Origin of the sequence: Devosia beringensis, from assembly GCF_014926585.1 — a bacterium.
Classification (GTDB): Bacteria; Pseudomonadota; Alphaproteobacteria; order Rhizobiales; family Devosiaceae; genus Devosia; species Devosia beringensis.
Map to the genome: position 1 here is coordinate 1,844,268 of NZ_CP045422.1, position 20,723 is coordinate 1,864,990.

Annotated in this window: 22 protein-coding genes; 12 read left to right on the plus strand and 10 right to left on the minus strand. The window is 62.1% G+C overall.

Translation table 11 applies throughout. From position 1 onward, the window contains the following. Positions 1–831, minus strand: a complete 831-nt coding sequence (locus GDR53_RS09040; protein WP_193337725.1) for a shikimate dehydrogenase — start codon at positions 829–831, stop codon at positions 1–3. Continuing rightward, on the minus strand, positions 828–1,430 hold the full coding sequence (locus GDR53_RS09045; RefSeq protein ID WP_193337726.1) for a Maf family protein: 603 nt from the start codon (positions 1,428–1,430) through the stop codon (positions 828–830). Before GDR53_RS09045 ends, GDR53_RS09040 begins: the two co-directional genes overlap by 4 nt. Before the next feature lie 432 nt (positions 1,431–1,862). On the opposite strand from GDR53_RS09045, the gene hemE reads away from it, so the two are divergent. The 8 genes from hemE (at position 1,863) to GDR53_RS09085 (ending at position 10,467) form a co-directional block, all read left to right on the plus strand. Continuing rightward, complete coding sequence (gene hemE / locus GDR53_RS09050; protein WP_193337727.1) at positions 1,863–2,888, plus strand: uroporphyrinogen decarboxylase; 1,026 nt, start codon at positions 1,863–1,865, stop codon at positions 2,886–2,888. 26 nt (positions 2,889–2,914) lie between these two features. Then, positions 2,915–3,343, plus strand: coding sequence for a protoporphyrinogen oxidase HemJ (hemJ, locus tag GDR53_RS09055; RefSeq protein WP_193337728.1), 429 nt, complete (start codon positions 2,915–2,917; stop codon positions 3,341–3,343). Between the two features lie 182 nt (positions 3,344–3,525). Continuing rightward, complete coding sequence (rho, locus tag GDR53_RS09060) at positions 3,526–4,791, plus strand: transcription termination factor Rho (protein WP_193337729.1); 1,266 nt, start codon at positions 3,526–3,528, stop codon at positions 4,789–4,791. Between the two features lie 52 nt (positions 4,792–4,843). Further along, the gene (gene mnmE / locus GDR53_RS09065) at positions 4,844–6,136 is read left to right on the plus strand and encodes a tRNA uridine-5-carboxymethylaminomethyl(34) synthesis GTPase MnmE (RefSeq protein ID WP_193337730.1); all 1,293 of its coding nucleotides are present in this window, start codon (positions 4,844–4,846) and stop codon (positions 6,134–6,136) included. A 113-nt stretch (positions 6,137–6,249) separates the two neighbouring features. Further along, entirely contained in the window at positions 6,250–8,112 is a 1,863-nt protein-coding gene (gene mnmG, locus GDR53_RS09070) for a tRNA uridine-5-carboxymethylaminomethyl(34) synthesis enzyme MnmG (protein WP_193337731.1), read from the plus strand. Beyond that, the gene (gene rsmG / locus GDR53_RS09075; RefSeq protein WP_193337732.1) at positions 8,112–8,759 is read left to right on the plus strand and encodes a 16S rRNA (guanine(527)-N(7))-methyltransferase RsmG; all 648 of its coding nucleotides are present in this window, start codon (positions 8,112–8,114) and stop codon (positions 8,757–8,759) included. The genes mnmG and rsmG overlap by 1 nt, the downstream gene beginning before the upstream one ends. A 24-nt stretch (positions 8,760–8,783) precedes the next feature. Further along, positions 8,784–9,584 (plus strand): ParA family protein, encoded by an 801-nt coding sequence (locus GDR53_RS09080; RefSeq protein ID WP_193337733.1) that lies wholly within the window; start codon positions 8,784–8,786, stop codon positions 9,582–9,584. 10 nt (positions 9,585–9,594) lie between these two features. Beyond that, entirely contained in the window at positions 9,595–10,467 is an 873-nt protein-coding gene (locus GDR53_RS09085) for a ParB/RepB/Spo0J family partition protein (protein WP_193337734.1), read from the plus strand. 30 nt (positions 10,468–10,497) lie between these two features. Here GDR53_RS09085 and holA read toward each other — a convergent pair whose 3' ends face one another. Genes holA through leuS form a run of 3 tightly spaced genes read right to left on the minus strand, consistent with a single transcriptional unit; the run spans position 10,498 to position 14,628 of the window. After that, complete coding sequence (gene holA, locus GDR53_RS09090) at positions 10,498–11,520, minus strand: DNA polymerase III subunit delta (RefSeq protein WP_193337735.1); 1,023 nt, start codon at positions 11,518–11,520, stop codon at positions 10,498–10,500. After that, positions 11,520–12,026: an LPS assembly lipoprotein LptE gene (gene lptE, locus GDR53_RS09095; RefSeq protein ID WP_193337736.1), complete on the minus strand. Its 507-nt coding sequence runs from the start codon at positions 12,024–12,026 to the stop codon at positions 11,520–11,522. The genes holA and lptE overlap by 1 nt, the downstream gene beginning before the upstream one ends. Continuing rightward, positions 12,013–14,628 (minus strand): leucine--tRNA ligase, encoded by a 2,616-nt coding sequence (gene leuS, locus GDR53_RS09100; protein ID WP_193337737.1) that lies wholly within the window; start codon positions 14,626–14,628, stop codon positions 12,013–12,015. The genes lptE and leuS overlap by 14 nt, the downstream gene beginning before the upstream one ends. Positions 14,629–14,758: 130 nt before the next feature. Between leuS and GDR53_RS09105 the strand changes: the two genes are divergently transcribed. The 3 genes from GDR53_RS09105 to GDR53_RS09115 all read left to right on the plus strand — a co-directional run bounded on the left by GDR53_RS09105 (position 14,759) and on the right by GDR53_RS09115 (position 16,861). Beyond that, complete coding sequence (locus tag GDR53_RS09105; protein WP_193337738.1) at positions 14,759–15,436, plus strand: YggS family pyridoxal phosphate-dependent enzyme; 678 nt, start codon at positions 14,759–14,761, stop codon at positions 15,434–15,436. Between the two features lie 162 nt (positions 15,437–15,598). Beyond that, positions 15,599–16,282 carry a response regulator transcription factor gene (locus tag GDR53_RS09110; RefSeq protein ID WP_193337739.1) on the plus strand — a complete coding sequence of 228 codons (684 nt, stop codon included), beginning with the start codon at positions 15,599–15,601 and terminating at the stop codon, positions 16,280–16,282. A gap of 114 nt (positions 16,283–16,396) precedes the next feature. After that, positions 16,397–16,861, plus strand: coding sequence for a Crp/Fnr family transcriptional regulator (locus GDR53_RS09115; protein ID WP_193337740.1), 465 nt, complete (start codon positions 16,397–16,399; stop codon positions 16,859–16,861). On the opposite strand, the gene GDR53_RS09120 is transcribed toward GDR53_RS09115, so the two are convergent. From GDR53_RS09120 to rimM, 4 genes are all read right to left on the minus strand, one after another. Next, the gene (locus GDR53_RS09120) at positions 16,858–17,670 is read right to left on the minus strand and encodes an exodeoxyribonuclease III (protein WP_193337741.1); all 813 of its coding nucleotides are present in this window, start codon (positions 17,668–17,670) and stop codon (positions 16,858–16,860) included. The genes GDR53_RS09115 and GDR53_RS09120 overlap by 4 nt on opposite strands. 187 nt (positions 17,671–17,857) lie before the next feature. Next, entirely contained in the window at positions 17,858–18,424 is a 567-nt protein-coding gene (rplS, locus tag GDR53_RS09125; protein WP_193337742.1) for a 50S ribosomal protein L19, read from the minus strand. 171 nt (positions 18,425–18,595) lie between these two features. Next, positions 18,596–19,303: a tRNA (guanosine(37)-N1)-methyltransferase TrmD gene (gene trmD / locus GDR53_RS09130; protein WP_193337743.1), complete on the minus strand. Its 708-nt coding sequence runs from the start codon at positions 19,301–19,303 to the stop codon at positions 18,596–18,598. After that, entirely contained in the window at positions 19,300–19,839 is a 540-nt protein-coding gene (rimM, locus tag GDR53_RS09135; RefSeq protein ID WP_193337744.1) for a ribosome maturation factor RimM, read from the minus strand. Before rimM ends, trmD begins: the two co-directional genes overlap by 4 nt. A gap of 119 nt (positions 19,840–19,958) precedes the next feature. Between rimM and GDR53_RS09140 the strand changes: the two genes are divergently transcribed. Further along, positions 19,959–20,258, plus strand: coding sequence for a hypothetical protein (locus GDR53_RS09140; protein WP_193337745.1), 300 nt, complete (start codon positions 19,959–19,961; stop codon positions 20,256–20,258). 81 nt (positions 20,259–20,339) lie between these two features. Here the strand turns inward: GDR53_RS09140 and GDR53_RS09145 are convergent, their stop codons facing one another. Continuing rightward, entirely contained in the window at positions 20,340–20,645 is a 306-nt protein-coding gene (locus GDR53_RS09145; protein WP_193337746.1) for a hypothetical protein, read from the minus strand. Positions 20,646–20,723 lie beyond the last annotated feature (78 nt).

Consider the following 20,723-nt stretch of genomic DNA (forward strand, 5'->3'; position numbering starts at 1 on the left):
TCAGGACTCCAGCGTTGCTTCGATACGGGCGCGCAGGGAAGCTGTCACCGTCGGCTGGACGCCGAACCAGGCCGCAAAGCCCGGTACCGCCTGATGCAGCAGCATGCCCAGGCCGTCGACCGTGCGCAGCCCCTGAGCCGCCGCTTCAACTAGCAGCGGGGTCAGCAGCGGGGTGTAGACGATATCGGTCACGAGCGTGGTTTTGGGCAGAAGGGCCAGGTCGAGCCAGTCGAAGCGTGTGCCATGCATGCCGATCGCGCTGGTGTTGACCACCAGGCCGATCTGCGGCGCGAGTTCGGCAAAGGCGTCGAAACCATGTGCCTCGAAGGGCCCGTCGATATCGGCGACGAGGGCCTGGGCCTTTTCCAGCGTCCGGTTGAGCACGTGTACCTTGCCGCCATTGCGCCGGCGCAGCGCGACCAAAACGGCCCGGGCAGCGCCGCCGGCGCCGATGATCATGGCGTCGTTGGGCCCGTCGGACCAGCCAGGCGCATTGGCGTCGAGATTGCCGAGAAAACCAAGATAGTCGGTATTGGTTCCATGCACCTTGCCATTCGTGACCACCAGCGTGTTGACCGCGCCAATAGTGGCGGCCAGCGGGTCGACGCTGTCGCAGAGCGCAAATACGGCTTCCTTGTGCGGAATGGTGACATTGCCGCCGGCGAATTCGCCGCGGCGCAGACGCTCGAAGAAGACGGGCAGAGCCTCAGGGGCCACATCGATGGCTTCATAGCTGCCGTCAATGCCGTGTTCTTCCAGCCACTGGCCATGGATCAGCGGTGAGCGCGAGTGATTGATCGGGTGGCCGATCACGAAGGCTTTGCGGGTCACTTGAGGGTCTCGGGGTCGATGGTACGCAAAGCGGCCAATAATGGCAGCAGTGGCAGACCCAGAATCGTGAAGTAGTCCCCCACGACCTTTTCGAACAGATGGATGGACGGTCCCTCAAGGCGATAGCCGCCCACCGAGGCCAGAACGGCGTCTCCTTCGCGGTCGAGTACATCGTCGCGTTCGGCCGGCGTGAAGTCCCGCATCGTCAGTTCGGCGGTCTGCACATCAGACCACAGCAGCTGGCTGTCGCGGACCAGGGCAATTCCGGCATGCAGGCGATGGGTCTTGCCGCGCAGATGCTCGAGCTGGGCGACCGCGTCAGCACGGTCGAGCGGCTTGTGCAAAAGTTCAGTGCCCAGGCTCAGGGTCTGGTCGGCGCCGATCACGATCGCGCCGGGATGGTCGCGGGCCACCCATTCGGCCTTGTGCCGGGCCAGCACGGCCGCCACGTCGCGACCATCGCCGCCGGCCGCCAAAGCAGCCGATTCCAGCGCCCTCTCGTCCAGCTGGGCAGGGGCAGTGGAAAAGCGCAATCCGGCCTGCTCCAGCAAGGCTTTGCGCGTGGTACTCTGGGAAGCGAGGATCAACATGGCTAGCATGTTTTCCACACTGTCATGCACAGCTCAAGCCCAAGCTGTGACAATGACTCATGACTTCGGCCAATCGGCAAAGTTGTTCGACTTGGTTACCGAACTGTTAACACTCCGGCCCGGGGCGCCGGTCTCGACCGCCTACTGATAGCTGTGGGGATAACTGTTCGCGGCAGCGCCATGGCTGCCAAGCGCTTATGCACATGCCAAAGCGAATCGTTGACTCCGGAGTCGGCCGTTAACGCTTCGTTAAGGAGTGTTAAGCAGAGGTGAAGCGCTGGGCTGCCAGACTCTATTAACAGCGCGTTAAGCATCAGGCTGCGCGCTTGTGCCACGAGGCAGGGTGATTGTGGACGGGCGTGAATTGCCCCAAAACACCGCCATGATAATACAAATACGAAGTCAGAAAGACTCTTTGGGGTTTTGGAAGGGAAGTCGAACGTGATCCATAAACCTCTGCTCGCCACCGTGCTCGGCGAGCGCCAGGCGCGGCCACCGATCTGGATCATGCGCCAGGCCGGACGCTATCTGCCGGAATACCGGGCGACCCGGACCAAGGCGAAGAACTTCCTCGACCTCTGCTATACGCCTGAGCTCGCCATCGAAGTCTCGCTGCAGCCGCTGCGCCGCTTCGATCTTGACGCTGCCATCATGTTCTCGGACATTCTCGTAATCCCCGACGCGCTCGGTCAGAAAGTTCGCTTTGAACAAGGCGAGGGACCGATCCTGGATGCGGTGGACGAGACCAGCATCGCCCAACTGCAGCCCCAACGGGCATTAGCGCACCTGGCGCCAGTGCTGGAGACGCTCAAGGGGCTTAAAGCTGCGCTGGCTCCTGAGAAGACCCTGATCGGCTTCTGTGGCTCTCCCTGGACGGTGGCGACCTATATGATCGGCGGTCGGGGATCGACAGATCAGGCCGCCGCGCGGCTGTTTGCCGTTCGCCATACGGATGCCTTCGCAAACCTGATGGATATTCTGGTCGCCACGAGCATCGACTATCTGGTGGCCCAGTTCGAAGCGGGCGCCGATGTGGTGCAGCTGTTTGAAAGCTGGGCGCTCAATCTGGACGACCTGGCTTTTGACGAGCGGGTCATCGGCCCCAACCGCCGTATCGTCGAGGGCGTGCGGGCGCGTATTCCCAATGCGCCCATTATCGGCTTTCCGCGCGGTGCCGCTGGCAATTTGGCGCGCTATGCCGCGCAGACCGGGGTGAATGCGCTAGGGCTGGATTACGCGACGCCGCTCGATTTTGTGTCCGGGCATTTGCCCAAGACGCTGCCGGTGCAAGGCAATCTGGACCCTTTGCGGCTGGTGGCTGGTGGCGCCCAGATGGATGAACGGGTGGATGCCATCATCGCCGCCTTCAGCGATCGCCCGCATATCTTCAATCTGGGCCATGGGATCGTGCCGGAGACCCCGATCGATCATGTCGCGCGCCTGATCGACCGGGTGAAAAACGGCTAGGCGTTCGCGCTGATGGGGGCTCTGGAATGATTGAATGGGTCACGGCACTGCATGTGCTCTCGGTAATCGCCTGGATGGCCGGCCTGCTGTATCTGCCGCGGCTCTTTGTCTATCACGCCGGCGTCGCCGTTGGTTCGGAGGCCTCCGAGACCTTCAAGATCATGGAGCGCAAGCTCTATCGCGGCATCATGGTGCCGGCGATGATCGCGACCTGGATCTTCGGGTTGTGGCTGGCCTTCGGCCTTGGGCTGGTGGATTTTTCCATGGGCTGGATGTGGGTCAAGGCGGCGATGGTCATTGCACTGACCGGGATGCAGGGGTTTTACGGCTCTCTGCGGCGGGCCTTTGCCGAAGATCGCAATACGCGTAGCCACAAATTCTTCCGGGCGATCAATGAAATCCCCTTCGTCCTGGCCATCATCATCGTCATCATGGTGATCGTGAAGCCTTTCTAGGCGCACGGTTTCACGTGAATCTGCAACAGGCACAGCGGTTCAACCTTGAAACGGCCGCGGGTTCGCGTTATGTGGGTTGTCACGCATCCCATTTCACAAGCTGGCCCGCCCGGGTCGCTGCGCGGTGCCTGCCCTCCCCAATCGACTAGCGTCCAGATTTCCCTCAAGGGTTTATCGTTTACATGCAGAATATGAAGCTCAGCGAGCTCAAGGCCAAATCTCCGGCCGAATTGCTGGTGTTCGCCGAAGAACACGAGGTCGAGAACGCCTCGACCATGCGCAAACAGGAATTGATGTTTGCCATCCTCAAGGAACTGGCCGCCCAGGAAGTGGACATTACCGGGGAAGGCGTCGTCGAGATCCTGCCGGACGGCTTCGGCTTCCTGCGCTCGCCCGACGCCAATTACCTGCCAGGCCCGGACGACATCTATGTCAGCCCGAGCCAGATCCGTCGCTTTGGTCTGCGGACCGGCGACACGGTTGAAGGCCAGATCCGGTCTCCCAAGGATGGCGAGCGCTATTTTGCGCTGCTCAAGGTCAATACCATCAATTTCGAAGATCCCGAGGCCGTGCGCCACAAGGTCAACTTCGACAATCTGACACCGCTTTATCCCGAGGAACGTCTCCGCATGGAGATGCCCGATCCGACCATCAAGGATCGTTCGGCGCGTCTGCTGGATCTGGTGGCGCCGCTTGGCAAGGGCCAGCGCGCCCTGATCGTTGCTCCGCCACGTACCGGTAAGACGGTACTGTTGCAGAATATTGCACAATCCATCGCTGCCAATCATCCGGAATGCTATCTGATCGTGCTGCTGATCGACGAGCGGCCCGAAGAAGTGACCGACATGCAGCGCTCGGTGCGCGGCGAAGTCATTTCCTCGACCTTTGATGAGCCCGCCAGCCGCCACGTCCAAGTCGCCGAAATGGTGATCGAAAAGGCCAAGCGCCTCGTCGAGCATAAGCATGACGTCGTAATCCTGCTCGATTCGATCACTCGCCTGGGCCGCGCCTACAACACGGTCGTGCCGTCGTCCGGCAAGGTGCTGACCGGTGGTGTCGACGCCAATGCGCTGCAGCGCCCCAAGCGCTTCTTCGGCGCCGCGCGCAATATCGAGGATGGCGGTTCGCTGACCATCATTTCGACGGCACTGATCGATACCGGTTCGCGCATGGACGAAGTGATCTTTGAAGAATTCAAGGGTACCGGCAATTCGGAAATCATTCTTGATCGCAAGGTCGCTGACAAGCGCATCTTCCCGGCTCTCGACATCACCAAGTCGGGTACCCGCAAGGAAGAGCTGCTAATCGAGCCCGATATCCTCAAGAAGATGTATGTGCTGCGCCGTATCCTCAATCCGATGGGGACGATCGACGCCATGGAATTCCTGATGGACAAGGTCCGCCAGACCAAGACGAATTCCGACTTCTTCGATTCGATGAACACCTAACCGGCATGGGCGCGTCGCAACTGGCACACGCCCCTAGCCTCGTCTGATCGCCATGCGATCGGGCGATACCATTGTGGCGTTGTCCTCCGGGGCAACGCCGTCCGGCGTCGCCGTCATCCGCCTTTCCGGACCTGACGTCCCGGCATTGCTACAAGCTGTCGCCGGTACCGTCCCCGAACCGCGTCGATTGACCCTCCGCCCCATTGGCCAGGATTCGCTGCTCGATCGCGGACTCGTTGCATACTTTCCAGCGCCGCACAGCTTTACCGGCGAGGATTGTGCCGAACTGCAGGTGCATGGGTCACCCGCCGGTGTAAAGGCCATCCTGCGGCTCCTCACAGCATTGGGCGCCCGTCTGGCTGAAGCCGGTGAGTTCACGCGACGCGCTTTCGAGAATGGCAAGCTTGACCTCGTTGAGATCGAGGGTCTGGGTGACCTCCTCGACGCCGAAACCGAAAATCAACGGCGCCAGGCACTGGCCCGCTTTGAGGGCGGCTTGAGTCAGCGCGTGGCGGATTGGCGTCATCAATTGCTTGATTTGCGGGCCGAGATCGAAGCGCGGCTGGATTTCTCCGATGAAGGCGATGTTGCCGATGCGCTGCCGGAGAGTTTTGCCGACAGCATCATGGCACTGCAGAGCGACATCATCGCGGCACTGGCTGCGGCGGAAAGCGGCCGTATCATTCGCGAAGGCATCAGAGTGGCGCTGGCAGGCGCTCCCAATGCGGGCAAATCGAGCCTGCTCAATGCGTTGGCGCGATCCGACATTGCCATTGTCACCGATGAAGCGGGCACCACCAGGGATGTGCGCGAAGTGCCGCTCGATATTGGCGGACAGCTTTATATAATACTCGATCTTGCCGGCCTGCGTGACGCTGACAGCAAGGCTGAGGCCGAGGGCGTGCGTCGGGCGCGCGCTGCAATCGAGCAGGCCGACATTGTGCTCTGGCTCACGGCGCCAGATATCGCCGATAGTGATGAGACGTTGAAAGCCAAGGCCGATCTGCGTATCGGTACCAAAGCCGACCTGGGCAAGCCGGTGGCTGCTGAACTGCCGGTCTCGGCTGCCACTGGGCAAGGACTGGAAGAACTGATCGCCGCCATAGCGCTTATTGGCGCCAGCAAGACCGGAGGCGAGCCCAGCCTGCTCAGTCGGGAGCGCGACCGCCTGGCTCTGACAGCGGCGCAGGACGCACTGCAGGCCGCCGCGGCACAGCTAGTGCAGCCGGAACTCGCCGCTGAAAGTCTGCGTATTGCCTCCCAGGCGCTGGAGCGGCTGATCGGCAAGATAGATGCCGAGCGGGTGTTGGATCGCCTATTTGCCAGCTTTTGCATCGGTAAATGATTCACGTGAAACATTGCGATGCCTCGACCGGGCTTAGCGACTGCACCCAAATCGACCCGTGAATTGATTCACGTGAAACATTGGCCTATTGAGCCCATCTGGAGATCAGTGCCATGAGCGACTATGCCGTCATCGTTGTTGGAGGTGGCCACGCCGGCTGTGAGGCCGCGGCCGCTTCGGCTCGCCTGGGCGTACCGACGGCTTTGGTGACCCACAAGTTCGCTACCATTGGCGAAATGAGCTGCAATCCCGCCATAGGTGGCCTGGGCAAGGGTCACCTCGTACGGGAGATCGATGCGCTTGATGGGTTGATGGGCCATGTCGCGGACGCCGCCGGCATCCAATTCCGCGTGCTCAATCGCCGCAAGGGGCCAGCTGTGCGCGGCCCGCGCGCCCAGGCCGACCGCAAGCTCTATCGTCAGGCGATGCAGGCGGCGATCTCCAGCCAGCCGAACCTTGACGTCATCGAGGGTGAGGTCGACGATATAGACGTGACCGATGGAAAGGTATCGGGAGTCCGCCTTCTCGATGGCCGCCGGTTTTCAACTCAAGCGGTCGTTCTGACGACCGGGACCTTTCTGCGCGGTCTGATCCATCGGGGCGAAGAGACCACGCCTGCCGGGCGCATGGGCGAGGCGCCAGTACTTGGCCTTTCGACACGCCTGGAGACCATGGGTCTGGCGCTGGGTCGCCTCAAGACCGGTACACCGGCGCGACTGAATGGTTCGACGATCGACTTTTCCGTCCTTGAAGAGCAGCCCGGGGACACACCGCCAGAGCCCTTCTCCGCGCTGACGGCGGCCATTACCACGAGGCAGGTCAGCTGTCATATCACCCGCACGACGGCAGAGACGCACAAGATCATCGCCGATAACCTACATCGCTCGGCGATGTATTCCGGCAGGATCAGCAGCCGCGGCCCACGCTATTGTCCGTCCATTGAGGACAAGGTGGTGCGGTTTGCTGATCGTGACAGCCACCAGATCTTTCTGGAGCCTGAAGGACTCGACGACACGACCATCTATCCCAATGGGCTGTCGACCTCACTGCCGGCAGAGGTCCAGGAGACCTTCCTCCGCTCCATGCCCGGTCTCGAGCAGGTGCGCATAGTCCGGCCTGGCTACGCCATCGAATATGACTATGTCGATCCGCGCGAACTGCGGCCCACGCTGGAGGTGAAGCGACAGCCAGGCCTCTATCTGGCCGGCCAGATCAACGGCACCACGGGATATGAGGAAGCAGGGGCGCAGGGTCTGCTGGCGGGCGCCAATGCGGCGCTGGCCGCCGTGGGTCGCGATCCATTGGTGCTGTCGCGCACGGAAAGTTATCTTGGCGTCATGGTCGATGACCTGGTAACGCGCGGTGTCAGCGAACCCTATCGCATGTTTACCTCACGGGCCGAGTTCCGCCTGCATTTGCGCGCCGATAATGCCGACCAGAGACTGACGCCCCTGGGCGTGGCAACGGGCCTGGTGGGCCCGCAGCGCGGGGCCCTGTTCGGCGAGAAGGCGGACGCCTTGAGCCGCGGCAGGGCCATGCTGACGGGCTTGACGACCACACCCAGCGCCGCCCGGAAGGCGGGTATTGCCATCAATGAAGACGGCAAGTCCCGTTCGGCCTTCGAACTGCTGTCCTATCCTGACATGAGCACCGCTGAGGTTGTGCAACTCTGGCCGGAGATCGCCGAGATTGCGGAGCCGGTGATGGAGCAATTGGTCGTCGACGCCCAATATGCGGTTTATCTGGAGCGGCAGCGCGATGATATCGCCGCGGTCCGCCGCGATGAACACAAGTCGATTCCGGATGGGATTGACTATGCAATCATTCCCGGGCTCTCCATGGAGCTTCGGCAAAAGCTGGCCCAGCACCGACCCCAAACCATCGCCCAGGCGCAGGCCATGGATGGCATGACGCCGGCAGCGGTGACACTGCTGCTGGCCGTGATTCGCCGTGGCGAACTGCGCAAGGCGAGCTGATGACTGATTATTCCGCCATTGAACCCTATGCCGCCTATTTCACGCGCTCTCTGGGCGCCGTCGGCGCAGATCTGGAATCTTATGCTGTCCTGTTGGCCAAATGGCAGGTGGTACAGAATCTTGTTTCACGTGAAACACTCGAAGCGGTCTGGTCACGACACTTTGCCGACAGCCTGCAGGTTCTAAGTCTGCTGCAACCAGGTGATCAATCCTTTCTGGATATCGGCAGTGGCGGCGGCTTTCCCGCCTTGCCGCTGGCCATCGCGCTCAAGGGATCAAATCGGCAGTTCACCCTGGTTGAGCCCAATGGCCGAAAGGTCAGCTTTCTGCGCACGGTAACGCGCGAGCTTGGTCTGCTGGTTGCGGTCGAGGGGCGCCGCAGCGATCAGATTGATTCACGTGAAACACCGGTGCCCGACGTGATCACATGTCGCGCTCTTGCCAGCCTGCCGCAGCTCTGTGAGTGGATGGCGCCGTTCTTTGGCCCCCACACACGGGCGATCCTGCATAAAGGGCGGGAACATGTTGAAGAACTCGCTGAAACGGTTACCCGGTGGGACTTTAACGTGGTATCAACAGCCAGCGACACCGATCCAAGCGGTGTTCTGCTCACGCTCACGAATCTGAGCGCGAAAACAGTACGTTAGCGGCAAACGAGCTGGAGGCCGATAGTGGCGCCCCGTATCCTGACACTGGCCAATCAAAAAGGCGGCGTGGGCAAAACCACGACGGCCATCAACCTTGCCACGGCTTTGGCTGCCGTCGGTGAACGCGTGCTGATTGTGGATATCGACCCGCAGGGTAATGCGTCCACGGGACTGGGGATTTCGCGGAATGATCGCGAAGTGTCTTCCTATGACCTGCTGGTGGGCGATGCGACGGTGGCCCAGGCCGCCATCATGACTAGTGTGCCCAATGTGGCTATCGTGCCCTCGACCATGGATCTGCTGGGCGTCGAGCTGACCATCGCCGACCATGGCGACCGCGCCTTCAAGCTGCGCAATGCCTTCAAGCAGCTGGGCGATCTGACGATCAACGAAAAGCCGGTAAGCTATATCCTGATCGACTGCCCGCCCTCGCTGAACCTGTTGACCATCAATTCGCTGGTGGCCGCCGACGCCGTGCTGGTGCCGCTGCAGTGCGAGTTCTTTGCGCTGGAGGGACTCAGCCAGTTGCTGCAGACCATTGAGCAGATCCGTTCCACGCTCAATCCCGGCCTGTCGATCCAGGGCGTGGTGATGACCATGTTCGACAAGCGCAATAATCTGAGTGAACAGGTGCTGGCTGACGTGCGCAGCGAAATGGGCTCGCTGGTCTATGACACGGTGATCCCGCGCAATGTGCGCTTGTCGGAGGCGCCATCCTATGGCAAGCCCGCTTTGCTTTATGACTTGAAATGTGCCGGCAGCCAGGCCTATCTGCGGCTGGCCACCGAAGTGATCCGCCGCGAGCGGCAGCTCAACGCGGCATAGGAGCCCGACCATGAACGAAAAACCGACACGTCTTGGTCGCGGGCTGGCCGCGCTGATTGGCGATATGGCTACGGTTGAAGGTGCCCGGGTCACCGAATCGGGTGGCATCAAGCGGCTCCCGGTCGATTTCATCATCGCCAACCGGTCCAATCCGCGGCGCTCCTTCAATGACGAGCAGCTCGAAGAGCTGACCAATTCGATTCGCGAGAAGGGCGTCATGCAGCCCCTGCTGGTGCGCCCGAGCAATGATCCCAACATTTTTGAGCTGATTGCCGGTGAACGGCGCTGGCGCGCCTCGCAGCGCGCTGGTCTGCATGACGTGCCGGTTATCATCCGGGATGTTGACGACAAAGAAGCGCTCGAGCTTGCCATTATCGAGAATGTGCAGCGCGCCGACCTCAATCCGCTTGAGGAGGCCATGGGCTATGGCCAGTTGATCGAGCAATTCGAATATACCCAGCAGGACCTGGCGCAGGTGATCGGCAAGAGCCGTTCGCATGTGGCCAATACGCTCCGCCTGCTGCGTCTGCCGGAAGATGTGCGCGAGATGGTGGCCAGCGGCACGCTGACCGCCGGTCATGCGCGCACGCTGATCACGGCGGAAGATCCGGCGACGCTGGCGCGGCAGATCGTGTCCGGCGGTCTCTCCGTGCGCGAGGCCGAGGCCTTGAGCCAGCAGCGCGACATTGCCGGCACCAAGAAGCCCACCGCTTCCGCGAGCGAGCGCGATGCCGATACCGTGGCGCTGGAGCGCCGTCTGTCGGATGCCCTGGGCCTGTCGGTATCGCTGGCGCACGGCGATCGCGGCGGCAAGTTGGAAATCCGCTACAAGACCCTCGAGCAGCTTGACGGGATTTGTCTCAGGCTGACAGGTACCAACTAGGTCTGGTGCGTTTCACGTGAAACGCTGCGGCTAGTGCGCTGCCGCCATCATGCAGATGGCCAGCAGGGCCCGGCGCAGGCTGGCTTCAGCCAGACCAGGACGGCGTCTCGTGTCCGCCGTGGTCTGCAGTAGCCGGGCGCTGGCGCCTGCCAGGGCGGTATCCGACCAGAGTCGCAATTGCTGTTCCAGGGCGCCGGCTCTTGAGAAATGCGGCTTGGGCCGCTGTCCATCCAGTACGGCGCGCGGTAATTTGCCCGCATCCACCTCGATACGCCAGCGCCGCAGATTGGCAAAATGCATGGCACAGATGGCCAGCAGCCGCTGCGGATCGACAGCGGATGACAGGGCGCGATTGAGAGCCAGTTCCAGACGCTCGGCATGGCCACCGGCGGCAGCATCGACGATAGCGTCTATCACCAGCATGCCATTGTCGGCACACAGCAACAACACATCCTCGCGGGTCAGTACCTTGGTGGCGGCGGCATAGAGGCAGAGCTTTTCCAGTTCGCGGCGCGTGATCTCGCGGTCATTGCCGAGGATTTCGCGCAGGGTCGCCACGACGTCAGCATCGACGCGGATGGCCTGCTGATTGAAGGTCTCGCGAATCAGCGCCTGCAGGGCCTCGTCACTGTCGGGATAGCAGGGCAGGGCCCGCCCGTTCCTTGCGGCCTCCACCAGGGCGCGCAGGGCGTCCTTGGGGGTGAGATTGCCGGCCTCGAGTACGATGGCGGCACCCTGGAGGTCGTCGCGCAGTTCGGTAAGGGTCATGACCAGGGATTTGCCGGCGCCACGCACGCGCACAATGCGCTTGCCGCCAAACAGGGAAATGGTTTTGGCTTCCACGGCGAGGATAGAGGGGTCGGCATCCACCTCGGCGCCGTCCAGGGTCACGATGCTGGCCGCTTCCGGGTCATCCCCAGCCAGTTTTCGAATCAGTTGCTGGGCGGTTTCACGGACGAGACCGGTATCTGGCCCATAGGCGAGGAAAATCCCCTCATCAATGTCGGGCCGCGTGACAAAGCGCGCGACTTCATGGGCCTTGAGCGCAGTCATCAGCGGCGTTGTGCCGCCAGCACAGCCAGGCGCAGCGATTCGGCGGCGCCACGCGCGGCCCGTTCGGCCGCCTCGGTCGCGGCTGCATTGTCGGCCAGAACCTGACCGGATCGGGTATATTCTGCCGACGCCGTTCGGGCCAGGACGGTGGGTTCGGTATCGCTGCCGTCGCGGGCGGTGATGGTCAGCGTCGCCGTCACGGTGACGCTGACGGGCTTGGCCGGGTTGGTGGTGGTGGTCACCACCATGTCTGCCCCGCTGCTGGCGGCCGATACGGTCGCCAGGCGGGCTGTGGGCGCGGTTGAGCTGCCAAAGCGGAGCGACAGCTCCTGGTAGATGATCTGTTCCAGGCGGCTGGTTGGCTTGGCATAGGCGAGGTTGAGGGACGGCTGGTCGGCCAGCGTGCCGCTATAGACGGGCGAAAAGCTACAGGCCCCCAGAGTGGCGCCCATGCCGAGCAACAGCCCTGCCAGTACGGTGCGCCGGAGCGCGTCAGACCACGACATTGACGATCCTGTCCGGCACGATGACGATCTTCTTGGGTGCCTTGCCGTCGAGCATGCGGACAATCTCGTCCATAGACAAGACCAGTTGTTCCACGGTCGCGGCCGGCGTGCCCTTGGCGACGGTGATTTCGCCGCGGCGCTTGCCGTTCACCTGGATGGGCAGGGTCACCTCGTCGTCAACCAGCAGTGCTGAATCAACATCGGGCCACAGCGCATCGGCCACGAGGCCCGGTTTGCCCAGAGCTTCCCAGCAGGTTTCGGCCAGGTGCGGCATCATCGGGGCGATCAGCTGGATCAGATGGGAAACGCCCAGTTCCAGGGCGCCCAGCCGTCCAGCGGGTGCCACGGCGCAGATGCCGGCGGTGCGGACCAGGGCATTGGTCAGCTCATAGATCTGGGCCACGGCGCGGTTGAAGCGCAGGCCCTCGATGTCATTGCCGACATTGTGCACGGCGCGGTGAATGATCTTGCGCAGGGCCAGCCCTTCGCTGTCGTCGCTTTCGCGAACAGTGCCGGATGACTGTTGCACAATGTCGATGGTTTCACCTACCAAGCGCCATACGCGCTGCTGGAAGCGGCTGGCGCCTTCGACGCCGGCCTCGGTCCACTGCACGTCACGTTCAGGCGGCGAATCCGACAGCATGAACCAGCGCGCGGTATCGGCGCCGTAGGTGGCGACGATCTCGTCGGGATCGATGACGTTCTTCTTGGATTTGCTCATCTTCTCGATCGACCCGATCGAGATCCGCTCGCCTGACTTCAGATGCTGGGCGCGGCGGCCCTCGCCAAAGGTCTCGACCACCACGTCCACCGGGGCGACCCAGTCGCCCTTGGGCGACTTGTAGGTCTCGTGGGTCACCATGCCCTGGGTGAAGAGGCCCTTGAAGGGTTCATCAAGACCGACATGGCCGGTCGCCTTCATGGCGCGGGTGAAGTAGCGCGAATATAGCAGATGCAGGATCGCGTGCTCGACGCCGCCGATATACTGATCAACGGGCAACCAGCGGTTGGCGATCTCGGGAACAGTGGGGGTCGCCGCGTGGGGCGCGGTGAAGCGGGCATAGTACCAGGACGAATCGACGAACGTGTCCATCGTATCGGTTTCACGTCTTGCGGCGCCGCCGCATTGCGGGCAGTGGACATGCTTCCAGGTCGGATGATGATCGAGTGCATTGCCGGGCTTGTCGAAACTGACATCCTCGGGCAGCACGACGGGCAGGTCCTTCTTGGGCACGGGCAGGGTGCCGCACACCTCGCAATGGATCACCGGGATCGGGCAGCCCCAATAGCGCTGGCGGGAGACGCCCCAGTCGCGCAAACGGTAGTTGACCTCCACCGTGCCCTGGGGCCGGCCATCGACTTCACGCTTAGCAAAATGGGCCGCAATCGTCCGCTTGGCATCCTCGATGGTCTTGCCGTCGAGGAACCCCGAATTGAAAATGGTGCCCGCATCGGTGAAGGCCTCGTCAGCCACCGCAAAGGTAGCTGCATCGGCGCCGGCCGGCAGCACGACGGGCGTGACGGGCAAATCATACTTGCGCGCGAAGTCTAGATCGCGCTGGTCATGCGCCGGGCACCCGAAAATCGCTCCGGTACCATATTCCATCAGCACAAAATTGGCGACATAGACGGGCAAAGTCGCGCCCTCGATAACCGGGTGCTTTGCGTAAAGCCCGGTGAATACGCCCTTTTTCTCTGCCTTTTCGAGGGCTTCGGTCGCGGTGCCCAGCGAACGGCATTCGGCGATGAAACTCGCCAGGCCGGCATTGTCGGCTGCCAATTGCGTGCTCAGCGGATGATCGGCCGACAGCGCGATAAAGGAAGCGCCGAATATGGTGTCGGGTCTGGTGGTGAACACCTCGACGGCCGTGGCATCGGTCTGATTGGGCATCAATGCGAACTGGAGGCGCAGCCCTTCGGACTTGCCGATCCAGTTGCGCTGCATGACGCGGACCTTTTCGGGCCATTCGGTCAGCGTATCGAGGCCGGCCAGCAGTTCTTCGGCAAAATCGGAGATCTTGAAGAACCACTGCGTCAGTTCGCGCTGCTCGACCGGGGCGCCGGAACGCCAGCCCTTGCCGTCAATGACCTGCTCATTGGCCAGCACGGTCATGTCGATGGGGTCCCAGTTGACCTTGGACTGCTTGCGGGTGACCAGGCCGGCCGCCATCATGTCGATGAACATGGCCTGCTGGTGCTGGTAATATTCCGGCTCGCAGGTGGCAATCTCGCGCGTCCAGTCGATGGCCAGGCCCATGGACTGCAACTGGGCCTTCATGGCGGCGATATTCTGCCTGGTCCAGGTGCCGGGATGGGTCTTGCGCTCGATGGCGGCGTTTTCGGCCGGCAGGCCAAACGCGTCCCAGCCCATGGGGTGCAGCACATTCTTGCCCCTGGCGCGGTGATAGCGCGCAACGACGTCGCCCATGGAATAATTGCGGACGTGGCCCATATGGATGCGGCCCGACGGATAGGGGAACATCTCAAGGACGTAATAGGGCTCGCGCGGGTCATCATTGCTGGTGACAAAGCTCTGGGCATCGTCCCAGACCTTCTGCCATTTGGGTTCCATTTCGCGCGGATTGTAGCGTTCGACGCTCACTTGGGCTCGTCCTTGGGTACATCTCGCAAAGTGCCGCGGAAGGTGGGAGCGGCTTGCGTTTATGGGGGATTTTGTCTACCGGACCATCACCAGAAATACCAAGCTAGGTCAACAGGAACAGGGCGAAAGCATGGATGTCAGTGCCGCCGACAAGCTTGCCGCCATCCAGGAACGCATCGCCCGAGCGCAGCAGCGCTTTGGTCCGCCACCCACAGCGGTTACCCTGGTGGCCGTATCCAAAACCTTTCCCGCAGAGGCGATAGAGCCGTTCCTTGAGGCAGGCCAGCGCGTCTTCGGAGAAAACCGGGTGCAGGAGGCCAAGGACAAGTGGCCGGCACTGCGGGAGCGCTATCCCGATGTGAAACTGCATCTGATCGGGCCGTTGCAGACCAACAAGGCACGCGAGGCCGTGGCGCTGTTCGACGTGATCGAAACGCTTGACCGTGACCGCCTGGCCGGGGTGCTGGCCGAGGAGATGACCAAAGCCGGGCGGCAATTGCCGTGCTTCGTGCAGGTCAATATCGGGCTTGAGCCGCAAAAGGCCGGCATCGCGCCGGACGAGACGGTGGATTTTGTGGCACGCTGCCGCAGCCCGCATGGGCTCAACGTGGTCGGGCTCATGTGCATCCCGCCCGACGGGGTGCCGCCGGGACCGTATTTTGCCCAAATGATGGCGCTGGCGCGCGATGCCGGCGTGGCGGAGCTGTCGATGGGCATGAGTGGCGATTTCGAAATCGCCATCGGCATGGGGGCAAGCCATGTGCGGCTTGGCTCGGCCCTGTTCGGCGGTCGTCCGCCCGCGGCTTAACGGCCGCACCGGAAAATAGTCCTCCTGTGAGCGAACGGCTGCAACTTCTGGGCCTGGGACGTCGTTGTTGTTCTGTATAACGCCGTTGTGATTGGCTGGTCAAAAACTGGTTGCAATAGTGTGGCCCAAGGCCGGGTCGATGCGAAAAGACCGGAGAAAACAATGAACAAGCGACGCATCCTGCTGGTGGACGACGATGCAGACCTGCGCCAGACGCTGGTCGAGCAACTCGAGGCCCACCCCGAGTTCGAAATTCTCCAGGCGGGCACGGCCAATGACGCCCTCAAGTCTACACGTGAAAATAATATCGATCTGACCATTCTCGATGTCGGTCTGCCCGACATGGACGGACGGGATGCGGTAAAGCTGTTGCGCGCGGAGGGCTATAACAGCCCCATCCTGATGCTCACCGGCCATGACAGCGATGCCGACCAGATCCTGGGCCTTGATTCGGGCGCCAATGACTACCTGACCAAGCCATTCCGCTTTCCGGTGCTGCTGGCGCGCATCAATGCGGCATTGCGCCAGCATGACCAGAGCGAAGATGTGGTGTTCACCATCGGGCCCTACAGCTTCCAGCCCTCGGTGAAGATGCTCGAGACCAATGACGGCATCAAGGTGCGCCTTACGGACAAGGAAACCTCGATCCTCAAATATCTCTACCGTCAGGGTCCCAAGACGATTTCCCGCGATATCCTGCTCAAGGAAGTCTGGGGCTACAACAATCGGGTAACCACCCATACGCTGGAAACCCATATTTATCGCCTGCGCCAGAAGATCGAACGCGACCCCTCCAATGCTCGCCTGCTGGTGACCCAGGAGGGTGGATACCGCCTGGTGCCGTGAAAGCCGTGGACGGCGGCCCGGAAACACAAAATCGGGTATAAATGCGCGTCAAATGCCCTATAGGATGGCATGGCTTTGCTGCGACACGGCCAAAGTGCATCCGGAACGGGGCTTATGATCAGGGACGAGGCGGCCGCCGCACTGGCGCAAGCCGAATTTTTCGATATCTGCGACGATGAGCAGCGCCGCATGCTGGCGTTCGCTGGTGATCGTCGGCATTTCGACGCCGACGCGGTGCTCTACCAGGCCGGCAGCGTGCCGCACGGCGCCCATGTGCTGATCTCGGGTACGCTCAAGGCCAAACCCGAGGGAAAGGGCGCCAGCAAGCCCTATGCGATCTCCGAGCCGGGCAGCGTGGTGTCGTCCATGGCGTTGATCCTGGACAAGCCGCGCCAGGTTACATTCACGGCAGTGACCGATTGCGAAACTCTCTTCGTGCCGCGCCACGCCTTTCTCAAGCTGCTGCAGCAGTCGCCTGATCTGGCGCAGCGCGCGGTGGCGCGCATCGAGCGCGACCTGGGCAGTTATCTCGGGGCGCTCGAGCCCGTGGGTCGCCGGATGCGGGCTGGCGAGAGCTAGACGCCGGCGAAGCGGGCAATGACCGGCACGTGGTCGCTCGGCTTGTCGGTCCAGCCGCGAGCCGGTTTGATGATTTCCGCACCAATGCAATGGGCCGCAACATCGGCGGTTGACCAGATATGGTCGAGCCGGCGGCCCTTGTTGGCCAGCTCCCAATCGGCGCTGCGATAGCTCCACCAGGAATAGAGCTTCTGGTCATAGGGCACATGCTTGCGCACTAGGTCGATCCAGCCATGGCCGCCACTGAGCAGGGCGTCGAGCGCTTCGGTTTCCACCGGGGTATGGCTGACGATCTTGAGCAACTGCTTGTGGCTCCAGACGTCATTTTCATGCGGCGCGATGTTGAAATCGCCGGCGATCAAATGACCGCGCTGGAAGATGGGCTCGTTGAACCAGCTGGTCAGTTCGCTCAAGAATCCCAGCTTGTGCTTGAATTTGGGGTTGATGGCCGGGTCGGGCTCGTCGCCGCCGGCGGGAATGTAGAAATCGTGCAGCGTCACCGGGCCATGGCCGAAATCGGTCAAGGCGGAGACGTGGCGCGATTCGGGAATGTCGCAGAACACGCGGCTTGAAACGTCGGTCAGGGGAAATTTCGAGACGATGGCGACGCCGTGATAGCCCTTCTGGCCATGCACTGCCTGGTGCGGATAGCCGGCCTCGGCAAAGGCCTTGGCTGGGAACTGGTCATTGGTGCACTTGATCTCCTGCAGCATCAGCACATCGGGGTGATACTGGGCGATGAAATCGAGCACCATGGGCAGGCGCAGGCGCACCGAATTGATGTTCCAGGTGACGATGGAGACGGTCATGACGGGCCTTTGCGCTTGCGGGCCCCTCTTATCGCGGAGGCGCAAGGAGAGGTAAAGCCGGAAATGGCGGTGTTGCTGCGGAGGGTTTCACGTGAATCGGTGACAGGGCACACGAAAAAGCCCGGCACCTTGCGGGGCCGGGCTCTGATCCTGATCGCTCCGGTGGGAGCGGCTGGCTTAGGCCAGATTATTCAGCCTTTGGCTCGGCGCTGGCGGCTTCAGCCTCGGCAGCGGCGGCCTGTTCAGCGGCCTTCGCTGCTGCTGCGGCTTCGGCTTCCTTGGCGGCCTGTTCGGCGGCGAAAGCCTGGGCAGCTGCAACCTTTTCGGCCTCGCGGGCTTCCTTGGCCGCCACAGCGGCGGTGCGCTCGGTAGCTTCGATCTTCTTGGTACGCGAATTGGTCGATTCGAAAATGCGGGCAGATTTGCCGCGACGATCGCGCAGGTAGTACAGCTTGGCGCGACGGACCTTGCCGCGCTTGAGCACTTCCACCGACGCCACGTTGGGCGAATAGAGCGGGAAGACGCGCTCGACGCCTTCGCCATAGGAAATCTTGCGCACGGTGAAGGATTCCATCACGCCGCCGCCGTTGAAAGCGATCACAATGCCTTCATAGGCCTGCAGACGCTCCTTGGTGCCTTCGGTGATGCGGACCCACACCTTGACGGTGTCGCCGTGGGTAAATTCGGGCAGCTGGCGCTTGGCGGCGACAGCGGCCATCTGCTCGGCTTCGAGCTGTTCGATGATGCTGGACATGTCGATTCCGTTCTGAATCTTTTCAAAGGAGCGTTTATTCGAGCCTTGCGGTCCGATCGCCCGGTCTTGGTTGGTAACGGAGTTTGGTCGTCTTTTTATTGGTGCGCGGCAGGTCCGATTAGCCCGACACGCGGATAGTGGCGCGGCTATAGGGGAAAAGCGCCCAAGAGTCTAGCGTTTGATGGTGCTTTGTGGCTTGGGCGGCAGAAGATCGGGGCGGCGCGCCTGCGTCAGGGCCAGGCTCTGCTCGGCCCGCCACTTGGCGATCTTGCCGTGATCGCCTGATGTCAGCACCGGGGGAATATCGAGGCCCTCGAAGGATTGCGGCCTGGTATATTGCGGATATTCGAGCTGGCCGTTTTCAAAACTCTCGTCGGCATGGCTGTCAGCCCCGCCCAGCACGCCCGGAATGAGGCGCACAACGGCCTCCAGCAGCACCATGGCGGCGACTTCGCCCCCCGCCAGCACATAGTCGCCGATCGAGATTTCCTCCAGCCCGCGGGCGTCGATGACCCGTTGGTCGATACCCTCGAAACGGCCGCAGACGATCACGGCGCCTGGCCCCAAAGCCAGCTGGCGGGCGCGCTGCTGCGTCAGGGGTGTGCCGCGCGGCGACATCAGGATGCGCGGGCGGTAGTCGCCCTGCGGTGAGACTGTGTCGATGGCGCGGGCCAGGATGTCGGGCTTGAGCACCATGCCGGCGCCGCCACCCGATGGGGTATCATCGACGGTGTGGTGGCGATCGGTGGCAAAGCTGCGCAATTGCACGGCGTTGAGCGACCACAGGCCGTCCGCCAGGCCGCGGCCCAGTACGGAGGCGCCCAGCGGGCCGGGAAACAGCTCGGGAAAGAGCGTGATGATTGATGCCGAGAAGCTCAATCGGGCTCTTCCTCGCCCTCGGGCGCCTCGAGCGGCACTTCGATGACGAGATAGCCCTCGGCAATGCGGACGGCCGGCACTACAGCGCGGGTGAATGGATAGAGGTAGGTGTCGCCGCTCTGGGGATCGCGAATTTCAATCAGGTCGCCGGCGCCGAAATTGGGCAGGGCCGACACCTGGCCGATGATCTGGCCCGATTGCAGTCGTGCCTCGAGACCGATCAGGTCGGCATGGTAGAAATCGTCCTCGTCTTCCGGTTCGGGCAGCCGGTCACGGTCGACAAAGAGGCTGACGCCGTTGAGCTTTTCGGCAGCGTCGCGGTCAGCAATGCCCTTGATGTGAGCAACGACCACATTCTTGTGCAGGCGCAGCTTGTCGATGGTTATGACCAGGCCCGGCCGGTCGGTATGCAGCGGGCCATAGGAGCCAATGGCCAGCGGATCCTGGGTATGGGCGGCGATGCGGACGGCGCCCTTGATGCCGTGGGCGGCGCCGATCTGGCCGAGCAGGATGCGATTGCTGTTCTGGGTGGTCATGGCGGCTCCGGGCGGTCTAAGGTGCTCTTAGCAGGCAATGCCCGGATTGGGAATTGTCGCGGAACCATACCCCATCCGGACGGCTTGTCCGGAGACGTTTTACAGCAGGAGTGCATGCCATGGCCAAGATTCTGACCGACCGAGAAGAGATCCGCGAATGGGCCGCAGCGCGGGGTGGCAATCCAATGCTGATGGAAACCCCGGAGGGGACCGGTACGCGCACGCTGCTGCAACTGACCTTCGGCCAGTATGAGATCAATACCGATGGCAATCAGGGTCCGGACCGGATCGGTGGCTTTGACCTGGTCAGCTGGGACGAATGGTTTGACGCGCTGGACGCCAACAACCTTGCCCTGCGGGTGTCGGATGATCCGTCTGGAGGCAGCGAGGCCGAATTCGAGTTTGTCGAAAAAGTCTAGATATTGGTCAGAGATCAAATCAGGCTTTAGCAGGCAGGCTCGGCTCGCGGCGTGAAGCCGCCTCCAGAGGGGTCAGGCGGCTCACTCAGGCGTCGCGAGCGAGTTCAGGCCGGCTTCGTACAGGCGCATCGTGGCTTCAATGTCCGCGATGTGCATGGACAGGCCCTGCTCGACGGCTTCGGCCTGGCGACGGACGAGGTCGCGGCGCGACAGCAGCTCGAAGCGCTCGCTCTCGAGTTCCTTGACGGCGAGGTCGATGCGGTCGCGGTGAGCGGCCAATCGCTGCACCATCGGTGCGGTCTGCTTCGCGGCTTCCTGCATCACGGCTTCCATCTGCTCGATTTCTGGCTGGACGATCTTCAGGTTCATCTTGGCTCGGGTGGTCATTTGGTCTTCCCACATTATCGTTGGATCTGCTGGCCCGGCTGGGTCATGCAGACGTTAATGTAACGTAATAGCCAAATT